This is a genomic window from Lutibacter sp. A64 (assembly GCF_022429565.1).
Lineage (GTDB): Bacteria > Bacteroidota > Bacteroidia > Flavobacteriales > Flavobacteriaceae > Lutibacter.
On sequence record NZ_CP092487.1, the window covers coordinates 150001 to 162045 of the forward strand.

The window sequence follows — 12045 nt, forward strand, 5'->3', positions numbered from 1 at the left end:
TTATTGAAGGTTTTTTTATACCCTTTTTTTTATTTTTACTATTATATCTTTTATTACTATTTCAACTCTAATCTTTATTTTCTATTTATATTGACTCATTCTCAAAAGTTGTGTGTGAAATGAAAAAAAGTTAGATTTTTGTAAAAAAAATATTTGGACAATTATCTAGACCTACTGAAATTCATCTTACCAGAATTTCTGATCAATCACTTAGATTTAGTTAAGAGTACTAAAAAAGGTGAAGTAATGCAGCTATATTTTAAGAACGTAATATAGTGCCAAAAGAAGAATTTACTAGTATCTTAGTAGCTTACGGATTCCACAAAGAAGTAACTATTCAAGATTTTCCATTTAGAGGTAATACAGTTTATTTACATGTAAAGCGTCGCAGATGGCTGGATAAGGAATCTAAAGATGACTGGAATTTAGTAGCACAGGGAACGTGAATGACAAATGAGCTCGCTTCTTTTTTAAAAGAAATTAGTAGATACTAGAATTTGGTATTCCTACAAAAATGATTACATTTTTAAGCGGCTCGTTTAGTTTTGGTATTTTTTAATATTACCCCAACAACTAGCGCTTGTACTACAATTTTTTTTGAAAGAACATCAATTACTGCTTAGTTTTAAATGTTTTTAGATAAATAGATTATATTTACAAATATTAATTCTTTTACTTAATTATGAAAAATCAAAATTATAAAAGCCATAGTAGATTGGTTTTTGGCTTTCACGGTATTTTATTTGTATTAATTGTAGCTTTACTTATTGGCTCTTTTAGAAATTTAATGAAATCTGATGTAAGCACAACTTACGGAGCTTATTTGTTAGTTTTTATTCCGTTTATTCTTTTTTTTATGATGTATTATATAAGAGCTTTCGCTTTAAAAGCCCAAGATAGAGCTATTAGAGCTGAAGAAAAATTACGATACTTTATTTTAACAGGAAATACAATGCCAGATAAAATTACAACGCGTCAAATTATAGGTTTGCGCTTTGCTTCAGATGATGAATTTGTAGCTTTGGTAGATAGAGTGTTGAATGAAAATTTATCAGAAAAAGAAATTAAAAAAGCAATTAATAATTGGAAACCCGATACTTATAGGGTTTAATATAAATCATTATAAATAGCTTATAATGATTTATAGTTAAGAATATTTAAAATTTCTTTTTTCATTATAAGCTCTTACTTTTAGTGTTATTACCGCTATTATAAAATAAATTATAGTAAGCGCCCATAAGCGATACCAATCATAAATAACATCATTAAAAGTGGCTTCCATTTGAATTAATTTTACAAAACCTGTAATTCCAGATGTTGATGGCAATAGTTTTGCTAACTGCTGGTAAAAAACAGAGAATCCTTCCATAGGAAAAGACAACCCGCTTAACATTAAAGACGGTACAGATAATAATACTAAAAATATTGTAGAATCTTCTCGTCTTTTAAAAAGACTACTAATTGCAATTCCTAAGAAAATTACAGCTGTTAAATATGGTAATGAAAACAAATAAATTTCACCTAAAGACGCTCTAATAGGAATATCAAATATGGTATAGATTATTCCAATTTGAATAGGTAATATAACCGCAAATATTAACGAATACAAACTAGCTTTGGCTAATAAAACCGGCACTGTTCCGCCTTTATGTAACAATCTAGGGAAATTAGTATGTATAGATTTATCTTCTTTTCTAGAGCCATTAATAATACCAATTCCCATTAATATTACCAATTGAACTATTAAAGCTGTAAGTATTGGTATTAAATATGTTGCATATCCAGCAGATGTATTAAATAAGCTTGTAGAAATAGGCTGTATTGGACTATAATTTTTCTTTGCAATTGCTATAGGCGTACCACTAGACATATCCTTTTTTATAACAATTCCTGCATTAAAAGTTCCTGTTGTTACTGTAATATCAACTAATACTTTTTTATAAAAAATCATATTTGAAGCATCGGAAAAAGACGTAATAGTTGTTTGTTTTCCGCTTCTAATATCTTTTTCAAAGTTTTTAGGAATAATTACAATTCCCATCACTTTTTTAGCATAATAATCTCTTTTAGCTTCTTGAATGTCGGTGTAATTTGTAATTGTTTTTGTGCCTTCCGAAGCATCTAGCATTGCAATATAATCTCTACTTGTTTTAGAGCTATCTTGATTTACAATAGCTACAGGAACATCTGTAATAACTTCTTTAGAATAGATGTATGTGTATATTGTTAAAATACCAAATGTTACTAAAAGAAATGTACTAATTACAGCTTTGTCAGATTTTATAGCATTCCATTCTGTAATAAATGTATTTTTAAATGAAACCTGAACTCTATGATATTTTTTATATAAATTTTTCATTATTAAATACGTTGAAGAAAAGCTCCCTGCTTTAAAAGTTTTTTTAGCTTATTGTAACTTAATAAAAGAGGTGCAATTGTTAATACAACCAATGCGCAAATGGAATAAAATGAGTAATACACAGGTATTCCCCTTTGCGTTTGATCTAAAAATAAATCTAAGAAATGTGTAAACGGAAATAATTCACTCATCCACTGTAATACTTTAGGCATACCAAATATTGGAAACGTAATTCCAGAAAAGGATAAACCCACAGCAGCAAAACCAGATCCAAATGTTAGTGCTTCTCTAAAACTTTTTCCTATTACTAAAAATAGAATAGCAAAAGCTTGTGATGCTGTTATTAATAGAAATAAAGAGAGTAAAACTACGGCTTTATTTCCATGTAAAGGAAAATCTTCAAAAACAAACATGGTAATTAAAAGTATGATGCCAACTAAAAAGAACCACAGCGTATAAGGCGTAATTTTACCCAAAACTATTGTTGTTATATTGCCTTTTCCTATATTATAAAGCTTTTCTCCTTTATTGAATTTTAAATCGTTTCCAAAACAATAAATAGTGGTCAGTATTACAAATATTTGGAAAAAGAGGGTTAAAAATCCCGAATTTAAATAATAGGAGTAATTGGTATATGGATTAGCAAATACGTGATTATTTTGGGTTATTGGTTGATAATTGGTTTTAGCTTGCTCAATATAAACACCTTTTTTTAGTTGTTTTTGAACATTTATACCAGCAGATATAATTCCAATAGCCTTTTTAAACGCTTTATTTTCTAATCCAGAAGCCAATAACAAGTTACTATTAAATTGATTGATAATAGAAACTTGTTTTCCTTGATTAAGATCTTTACCAAAATTTTTAGGAACAGTAACTAGCCCATAAACTTTTAATTCTTGAATTAATTTTTCGCCTTCTAATTGGCTAGTAGGTTTAAAAGCCACTTTTAATTCTGGAGTTGCTTCTAATTGACTAATTATATTTCTTGAAGTTGAAGAATTATCTAGATCTATAACAGCTATTGGTAAATCTCGGGCAACACCATTATTTAATAAGCTAAGGAAAAATAGCATAGAAACAAATGGTAATATTACCGCAAAAATAAACATAGACTTGTTATGAAATAACATTCTAAATTCGCGTTTTACAATATGTAAATACGATTTCATTTTATTTATTAAATTGTGAATAATCAATTAAAATACTCATCCCTGGGCGTAATTCTGTCTCTGAAGTTTTTGGCGTTGCTTTTATTTCAAAAGTTCTAATGTCAAAATCACCAGTAGATTTTGTGGCATTCCAAGTAGCATAATCACCTAAAGCAGCTACATAATAAATTTGAAAAGTAATTTCTTTATTTTCTAAAGCAGGAACCGTAGCCTTAAACTCTGAGCCTTTTTTAAAATTATAAAGATCTGTTTCCTTTACATTTACTATGGCGTAAGAATTTGATAAATCTACCAAGTGGGCTACAGGATAACCAGCTCCAATTAATTCGCCTTCTTCAGGTAAAAAATCCAATACTTCTGCATCTATAGGACTTATAATAAAACGCTCGTTTTTATAACTTTCTAACTCACTTAAAGCTCCTTCAGCTTTTCTAACTAAAGCATTTGCAGCTTCAATATCTTCACTTCTTGCACCCTTTAAAGCTAATTGATATTTGTTATACGCTGCTTTTTGATCGTTTAAAGCTGCTTCTTTTTTAGCAAAAACTTCATCTTTTTGTTGTTCCGAAACCACACCATCTTTAAATAAATTTTCAATGCGTTCGTATGATTTCAACATAACATTTGCACCTGCTGTTGCTTTTTCATATAAACTTTTATAAGCATTTATTTCTTCTTTTCTTGCGCCATTTCTAGCTTTATCTTTTTGTGCATTTGCAGCATCTTTAGCGGCTAGAGCTTGTAATTCTCTAGCATCTATTTCTGGACTTTCTAAGGTAGCTAATAATTGTCCTTTTGTTACACTTGTACCTTCTTTTACTTCAATAGATTTTAAACGTGTTGGTAATTTTGAAGATAAATATATTTCTTTAGCTTCAACTCTACCTTGCAAAATAGTTGTTTTTGGTTTGCTAATAAACCATATTCCTGTTAGCACTAAAATTAAAATAATAATGGTAGTGACAGCTGATTTTATAACTTTTGAATTTTTCATTTTCGATTTTAAATTTGATTCAAGAAATTTTCTGTTTTATTTAGACTTACCATTAATTCGCCATAGGTTGTATTATAATGGTAAAGCGCTTTCATTTTAAATAATTTTATTTGAGTTAATTGAAGTGTTGCATCAATAACTTCTAGAGAAGTACCTGTTCCTTCTTCAAAAGCACGAGTTCTCATATACTTTAATTTTTCAGCTAAAGCTAAATCTGCTTCTAAACTATTGTATTGCTCTCGTTGTTTTTCTAATTCGTTATATAGCTTTTCGGTATAGGTCAATAAATTTAATTTTGCTTGTTTTTCTAATTCTTGAACTTGTAAAACTTTATGTTTTGCGGCTTTAATTTTATGTTCTCTTTCAAAGCCATTAAACAATTCCCAAGAAGCACCAACACCAACTAACCATTTTGTTTTTAAAAGTGATAAGTTATTTTTCCAAAACGTATGCTTACCAAATAAGGCTATTTTTGGAAAATATTCACTGTTTTCAACTTTAATGCCAACTTCAGCTAGTTTTTCATTTTTTTCTAAAAACTTTAATTGTTCATTTTCTTGAATCATTTCTTGTTGAAATTCATTTAATGAAGGTTGTATTAGTGGACTTATAAAATCTGTAGAAGTTGTATTAAACGTTGCGTCACCAATTAAGTTTTTAATGGCTGTGGTAGCTAAAGAAACATCTTTATGCGCAGCTAACAACTCGCGTTTAGCATTAGATAAAGCAACTTTTGCATTTAAAGTTTCTACTTCAGGAATTATACCGTTTTCAAATAATTTAGTAGCGTGATCGTTGTGCAATTGTATTGTTTCATACACTTTTTGACGTAAATCTTCTGCTTCTTTGGCCAGCTTAAGTTTAAAATAATAATCGATTAATTGAATTGTTAAAGCATTCGTTTTTATTTTATGGTGGTTTTCTGAAAGCTCATATTTAATTTTTGAAGCTTTATTTGCAGCATTTATTTTTCCTCCAGCAAATATTGGCCAATTAATATCTGCTGATGCAAAACCTAAATTTTTATCTTGCAATGTAAAATTCCAATCTCCTAATACCGAAGGGTCGGCGACACCAAGAAGTCCGCTAACCATTGTACGTTGTTCATTTAAATCGACTTCTATATCGTTGTCTAAATTTAAATAAGTTGCAGAAACACTAAGTGACGGGTACCCTAATCCCTGTACTGCTTTTTGCTCTTCCTGTTTTGCATTTACTTCTTCTTGAGAAGCATTTAAATCACCATTTTTTGAAAGCATTAAACTGTAAGCTTCTTTTAGTGATAACTCTTGCGCCGTAATACTGGCAGTAATAAAAACTAATAAAAATGTAATTTTTTTTACAGTTGGTTTTAACACCAAATTTAAATGAGTAAGCATTGTTAATTATCTTGTTTTAGTATATTTAAAATGTTATTTGTAATGTAGTTAACCTTATCTTTGTAAGGGTCTTCTTCTTCAATACCTAAAAAATTATTCTTTTTATAATGAACATAATCTATGGCATAAATAAGTATGTGATAACTTAAATCTAGAATTCCAACATTTTTGCCAATTTCACCAGATTTTTTACCAATATTTAAAAGTTCTTGCATTAAAGACAAGCCTTTATCTTTTAAAATATCTGGTATTATAAAGTTATCATTGTGTAATAGTTGGTAAAAGAAATTGGAGGCTTCAGTTTCGTTTATGGCAAATACAAATCTGTTTTGAATAAAGATTTTGATAATAGGAGCGATGCTTGTGTGTTTTAAGTTAATTAGAAATTCTAATTCACCTATTATAGAGTTAATTTTATCAAAATATAATTCATCAATCAACGCTTGTTTACCACTGTAAAGTCTGTATAAATAACCACCACTAACATTTGCATTTTTAGCAATCATAGCGATAGTAGTTTTTTCTATTCCACAGTCAACAATGGTTTTCATAGTTGCTTGTTTTATACGAGCCAATTTCTCTTCATCTATTTTTCTAGCCATTTATTTTAAAAATTAAAATCTGACTGCAAATATATGAATAAACATTCATTCATTAATTATTTTTTTAATTTTTTTATTTATAAACGATATTCTTTATAATTTAGACGCATGTATGCTATTTTAGATTGTAATAGTTTTTATGCCTCTTGCGAGCGTGTATTTAAGCCTAATTTAATAGGGAAACCCATAGTGGTTTTATCTAATAATGATGGTTGTGTAATAGCGCGCAGCAGTGAAGTAAAGGATTTAATTCCTATGGGAGCAGAAGCTTTTAAGTACGAAGCTGTTTTTAAAGAAAATAACATTCATGTGTTTTCGTCAAATTATTCATTATACGGAGATTTAAGTACACGGGTAATGAATATTATTCGGCTATTTTCGCCAGATGTTGAAGTCTATTCTATAGATGAAGCTTTTTTTAAATTAGATCATATTAAAGATGAAGATTTAGAAGCGTATGTTTTAAAAATTAAAAAAACTGTTGAAAAATGGGTAGGAATTCCAGTTAGTATTGGTGTAGCACCTACAAAATCGCTATCTAAAGTAGCAAATAAAATTGCGAAAAAATTTACAGACAGAACAAAAGGAGTGTATGTTATTGCTTCGGAAGAACAACGAATTAAAGCCTTAAAATGGACAAAAGTTGAAAATGTTTGGGGAATAGGGAGGCGTATTGCAAAAAAACTAAAACAATTAAACATTAATACGGCTTATCAATTTACGCAGTTACCAGATCAATTTGTAAAAAAACAGTTTTCAGTTGTTGGTTTACGATTAAAGCAAGACTTATCGGGTATAGAGGTTATTGGAGCTGAAAAAATACAGGACAAACAAAATATATCTACTACGCGTACTTTTGAAAAAGCCTTGCGAGATTTTGAACCTATAAAAGAACGTATTGCTACGTTTGCAAATTCATGTGCTCAAAAATTAAGAAATCAAAGGTCGGAGTGTACTTATTTATACGTTTTTTTAAGAACTAGTAGTTATACAGAAATAAAGCGAAATGTTGGAATGGTGGTACATTTACCGTATGCTACAAATTCTAGTATTACTATTTGTAATTTTGCAATTAAAGGTCTTCAACAATTATATGAAAAAGGATATAATTATAAAAAAGCAGGTGTAAATGTTATGGGAATTCGCCCAGAAAAAGTACATCAGTTTTCTTTATTTTTAGACGAAGCGCCTAAACATAAAGTTTTAATGAAAGTTATGGACCGTATAAATTTAAAATACAGAACTCCAAAAATTAAAATAGCAAATCAAAATTTAGATAAAACTTGGAAAATGAAACAAGAGCATTTGTCGCCAAGATATACAACGGTAATTGATGAAATAATAGAAATTAAATGCGATTAAAAAAAGAAATAGCAACTGATAAATTAATGTTTTATGTTCCAGAAAAATCGGTACATATAAAACGGCCAATTGTAAATGAAGATATTGCAGCTGGTTTTCCTTCGCCTGCTGAAGATTTTAAGGAAATTAGAATCAGTTTAGATAAAGAATTAGTACAAAACGAAAATGCTACTTTTTATGCGCGTGTAAGAGGAAACTCTATGATTGATGCCAATATTGAAGATGGCGATTTATTAGTAATAGATAGAAGTATTGAAACTAGAGATGGAAAAATTGCTGTGTGTATGTTAGATGGTGAATTTACGATTAAACGCTTAAAAGTTGAAAAAGATTGTATGTATTTAATGCCAGAAAATAGCAATTATAAACCTATAAAGGTAACAGCTGAAAACGAATTAATTATTTGGGGAATTGTTACTTATGTGGTTAAGAAAGTTTAAAAGTTGAAAGATTTATAGTTTAAAGGTTGAAAAGGTGTAATATTGAGTTAAGAGTTAAGAGTTAAGAGTTATGAGTTATGGAGTATGAGTGGAATGCGTGAGCGGTTGAAGTGGTATCCTTTTGCTTTTTTGCAAAAGATTTAACGGAAGACGCGACGGCAATTTTTTTGCCGGCACGCCCAAATTATATTAATTATTTAAAACACTTCGTGAAATAACAATTTTTTGAATTTCTGAAGTGCCCTCGTAAATTTGTGTAATTTTAGCATCTCGCATTAAACGTTCTACGTGGTATTCTTTAACAAAACCATAACCACCGTGAATTTGAACGGCTTCAATAGTAATTGCCATTGCCATTTCTGCCGCATATAATTTAGCCATTGCTCCACTTAAATCGTAATTTAACTTTTGATCTTTTTCCCAAGCAGCTTTTAAGCATAACATACGCGCAGCTTCAATTTGAGTTGCCATATCGGCTAATTTAAAGGCAATAGCTTGGTGTTTGCTTATTTCTTTGCCAAAAGATTTACGTTCTTTAGAATATTTTAAAGCTAATTCGTAAGCTCCAGAAGCTATTCCTAATGCTTGGGATGCAATTCCAATTCTTCCACCAGCAAGTGTTTTCATTGCAAATTTAAAACCAAAGCCATCTTCTCCAATTCTATTTTCTTTAGGTACTTTTACATCGGTAAACATTAAAGAATGTGTATCTGAACCTCGAATTCCTAATTTATTTTCTTTTGGTCCTACAACAAAGCCATCCATTCCTTTTTCAACAATTAAAACATTAATACCCTTATGTCCTTTGCTAACATCTGTTTGTGCAATAACTAAATAAACGCTTGCATTATTACCATTTGTAATCCAATTTTTTGTACCGTTTAAAAGGTAATAATCGCCCTTGTCTATAGCTGTTGTTTTTTGAGAAGTAGCATCAGAACCGGCTTCAGGTTCGCTTAAACAAAATGCACCAATAATTTCACCAGTAGCTAATGGAACTAAATATTTTTGTTTTTGTTCTTCGGTTCCATAAGTTTCTAATCCCCAACATACTAATGAGTTGTTTACAGACATTATTACCGAAGCTGACGCATCAATTTTAGAAATTTCTTCCATTGCTAATACATACGAAACAGTATCTAAACCACTTCCTCCATATTTAGGATCAACCATCATTCCTAGAAAACCAAGTTCTCCCATTTTTTTTACTTGTTCAGCTGGAAATTGTTGTTGTTCGTCGCGTTCAATTACACCTGGTAATAGTTCTTTTTGAGCAAAATTACGTGCAGCATCGCGTATCATTATTTGTTCTTCTGTAAAGTTAAAATCCATAATTGATAAAAGTTATTAGTAAAAAGTTGCTTATACACAAATATAAGTTTTTTTTTAGATTGTTTTTTATTAAAAATGTAAAGGCGGAGAAATATAGGTATGAAAAGAATTATACTTCTTAAAAAAAACTTGTTAAAATACGTATTAGATTTTAGTATATTTACAGCCTCATTAGTAATTATATTAAAAAAGAAATTACAGTGGTTTTAACTATAAAAGTATATTGCTGTAAAAATTGAAATAATACATTTCTTTTAACAAACAGTGTATTTATGTTTTTAATACAATTTTAAATTATTATCATCGTTAAAGAAAAATAAAATAAAGAATAATCTATGTTATTAACAATGTTACAAAATTCAGACGATTTGTTAAACGAAACTATTTCTGAAGAAAAAACACTTTCAATTTATAAATTAATTATGGATGGAGGCGTTGGAGGTCAAGTTATTATTGCTATTTTAATTGTATTATTGGCTGTTGCGCTATACATATATTTTGAACGATTTTTTGCCATAAAAGCAGCTGCAAAAACCGATAGTAATTTTATGAATCAGATTAGAGATCACGTTTCACATGGTAAATTAGATGCAGCAAAAGTGTTATGTGCACAGGTTAATTCTCCAGCTTCACGTTTAATTGAAAAAGGAATTTCTAGAATTGGAAAACCTTTAGCTGATATTAATTCGGCTATTGAGAATGCGGGTAGATTAGAGATTTATAAATTAGAAAAAAATGTTCCTGTATTAGCAACTATTGCTGGGGCTGCACCTATGATTGGGTTTTTAGGAACCGTAATTGGTATGATTGTAGCAATTCACGAAATTGCAAATGCAGGTGGCCAAATAGATATTAAAATGCTGTCAGATGGATTATATACTGCTATGACAACTACTGTGGCTGGTTTAATTGTAGGTATTATTTCGTACATACAATACAATCATTTAGTAGTTAGAACTAATAAAGTTGTATATGAAATGGAGGCAAAATCTGTTGAGTTTTTAGATTTATTAAACGAGCCAATTTAAAATTATTCAAAGATTAAAACATTAAAAAATTGAAAGATTAAATGAAGATTTTCAATTTTTCAATTTTCAATAATAAATAAAGCAAATGGATATTAGAGGTAGAAATAAAGTAAATCCAAATTTTAACATGTCGTCTATGACAGATATTGTGTTTTTACTCCTCATTTTTTTTATGATTACTTCAACATTGGTTACAACTAGTGCTTTAGATATTTTATTGCCTAAAGCAAGTGGTAAAACCGAAAATAGACAATCAACGGCTGTAAGTATCACAAAAAATTTAACCTATTATATTGATAGTAAAAAGGTAAATGAAAACAGTTTGGAACAAGACTTGTTAAAAGTATTAGCAGGTAAAGACAATCCAACCATAGTTTTAAGAGCAGAAGAAGGAGTTCCTATCGAAAAAGCTGTAAAAATTATGGATATTGCAAATAGAAACAGATTTAAAGTAATATTAGCAGTAAGACCAAAATAAAAAATGTTCAGCTTTTTAAATACAAAACATAAAAGAAAATCCGTCGCTATAACTAGCGCTATAATGTGCTTGTTATTAATTCTAATGTTTTTTGTTGGAATGACTTATTTAGATCCACCTGAAGAATATGGAATAGCAGTTAATTTTGGTACTTCAAATGTAGGGCAAGGAAATGTGCAACCAAAAGAACCTTTGGCACCAGCTCCAGAACAAGTTGAAGAAGAGATAGAAGAAGTACAAGAGGAAATTAAAGAAGAAGTTGTTGAAGAAAGTACAGTTGAAGAAGTAGAAGAAGTTTCTGAAGATGTAGCTACGCAAGAGAGTGAAGAGTCCATCGCTATAAAAAAGAAAGAAGAAGCTAAGAAAAAAGCAGAAGAGATTGCCAAACAAGCCAAACTTCAAAAAGAAAAGATAGAACGAGAAAAACAAGCCGCAATTGCTAAACAAAAAGCCGAAGAAGCAGAAAAAAGAAAAAAATTAGATGCTTTAATTGGTGGTGTTAGCAATTCTGAAGGAACTGCAACAGGTGGTGAAGGAAATGACAATGAAGCTGGTGATAAAGGTAAAATAACTGGAGACCCTAATGCTAGTGGATACTATGGAAATGGAGGCGGAGGAGGAGAAGGTGATTATAACTTAGGTGGTAGAAAACCTTTAAACAGGCCAAAGCCAAATTATATTTGTAATGAAGAAGGTTTAGTTGTTGTTAGTATTGAAGTAGATACTAACGGCCGTGTAATTAAAGCTACTGCAGGTGTAAAAGGGTCTACAAATACAGCAACTTGTTTATTAACACAGGCAAGGGAAGCAGCTTTAAAAACTACCTGGCAGGCAGATTCTAATGCTCCATCTAAACAAGTAGGTACTATAAAATATAGATTTTCGTTATCTAAATAATT

At 29.7% G+C, this 12045-nt stretch carries 13 protein-coding genes; 7 read left to right on the forward strand and 6 right to left on the reverse strand.

Annotation, left to right across the window (positions count from 1 at the left end):
- Window positions 1-275 precede the first annotated feature (275 nt).
- Together MKD41_RS16440 and MKD41_RS00715 are read left to right on the forward strand one after the other, a co-directional pair.
- Entirely contained in the window at window positions 276-446 is a 171-nt protein-coding gene (locus MKD41_RS16440; RefSeq protein ID WP_441328193.1) for an ISAon1 family transposase N-terminal region protein, read from the forward strand.
- Between the two features lie 236 nt (window positions 447-682).
- Window positions 683-1111, forward strand: coding sequence for a DUF6526 family protein (locus MKD41_RS00715; protein WP_240243534.1), 429 nt, complete (start codon window positions 683-685; stop codon window positions 1109-1111).
- 36 nt (window positions 1112-1147) lie between these two features.
- Here MKD41_RS00715 and MKD41_RS00720 read toward each other — a convergent pair whose 3' ends face one another.
- Genes MKD41_RS00720 through MKD41_RS00740 form a run of 5 tightly spaced genes read right to left on the reverse strand, consistent with a single transcriptional unit; the run spans window position 1148 to window position 6506 of the window.
- Window positions 1148-2359 carry an ABC transporter permease gene (locus tag MKD41_RS00720; protein WP_240243535.1) on the reverse strand — a complete coding sequence of 404 codons (1212 nt, stop codon included), beginning with the start codon at window positions 2357-2359 and terminating at the stop codon, window positions 1148-1150.
- A gap of 2 nt (window positions 2360-2361) precedes the next feature.
- Window positions 2362-3531: an ABC transporter permease gene (locus tag MKD41_RS00725; protein WP_240243536.1), complete on the reverse strand. Its 1170-nt coding sequence runs from the start codon at window positions 3529-3531 to the stop codon at window positions 2362-2364.
- A 1-nt stretch (window position 3532) separates the two neighbouring features.
- Window positions 3533-4525: an HlyD family secretion protein gene (locus MKD41_RS00730; RefSeq protein WP_240243537.1), complete on the reverse strand. Its 993-nt coding sequence runs from the start codon at window positions 4523-4525 to the stop codon at window positions 3533-3535.
- 8 nt (window positions 4526-4533) lie between these two features.
- Window positions 4534-5904 carry a TolC family protein gene (locus tag MKD41_RS00735; protein ID WP_240243538.1) on the reverse strand — a complete coding sequence of 457 codons (1371 nt, stop codon included), beginning with the start codon at window positions 5902-5904 and terminating at the stop codon, window positions 4534-4536.
- 2 nt (window positions 5905-5906) lie between these two features.
- A complete protein-coding gene (locus MKD41_RS00740) occupies window positions 5907-6506 on the reverse strand; it encodes a TetR/AcrR family transcriptional regulator (protein ID WP_240243539.1) in 600 nt (199 codons plus the stop codon).
- 108 nt (window positions 6507-6614) lie between these two features.
- On the opposite strand from MKD41_RS00740, the gene MKD41_RS00745 reads away from it, so the two are divergent.
- Window positions 6615-7868 carry a Y-family DNA polymerase gene (locus MKD41_RS00745; RefSeq protein WP_240243540.1) on the forward strand — a complete coding sequence of 418 codons (1254 nt, stop codon included), beginning with the start codon at window positions 6615-6617 and terminating at the stop codon, window positions 7866-7868.
- A complete protein-coding gene (locus tag MKD41_RS00750; RefSeq protein ID WP_240243541.1) occupies window positions 7859-8308 on the forward strand; it encodes a LexA family protein in 450 nt (149 codons plus the stop codon). The genes MKD41_RS00745 and MKD41_RS00750 overlap by 10 nt, the downstream gene beginning before the upstream one ends.
- Window positions 8309-8497: 189 nt before the next feature.
- Here MKD41_RS00750 and MKD41_RS00755 read toward each other — a convergent pair whose 3' ends face one another.
- The gene (locus MKD41_RS00755; RefSeq protein ID WP_240243542.1) at window positions 8498-9640 is read right to left on the reverse strand and encodes an acyl-CoA dehydrogenase; all 1143 of its coding nucleotides are present in this window, start codon (window positions 9638-9640) and stop codon (window positions 8498-8500) included.
- Between the two features lie 347 nt (window positions 9641-9987).
- On the opposite strand from MKD41_RS00755, the gene MKD41_RS00760 reads away from it, so the two are divergent.
- From MKD41_RS00760 to MKD41_RS00770, 3 genes are all read left to right on the forward strand, one after another.
- The gene (locus MKD41_RS00760; RefSeq protein ID WP_371824144.1) at window positions 9988-10668 is read left to right on the forward strand and encodes a MotA/TolQ/ExbB proton channel family protein; all 681 of its coding nucleotides are present in this window, start codon (window positions 9988-9990) and stop codon (window positions 10666-10668) included.
- A gap of 85 nt (window positions 10669-10753) precedes the next feature.
- Window positions 10754-11146, forward strand: a complete 393-nt coding sequence (locus MKD41_RS00765) for an ExbD/TolR family protein (protein WP_240243543.1) — start codon at window positions 10754-10756, stop codon at window positions 11144-11146.
- 63 nt (window positions 11147-11209) lie between these two features.
- The gene (locus MKD41_RS00770) at window positions 11210-12043 is read left to right on the forward strand and encodes an energy transducer TonB (RefSeq protein WP_240243544.1); all 834 of its coding nucleotides are present in this window, start codon (window positions 11210-11212) and stop codon (window positions 12041-12043) included.
- The last annotated feature ends 2 nt before the right edge of the window (window positions 12044-12045 follow it).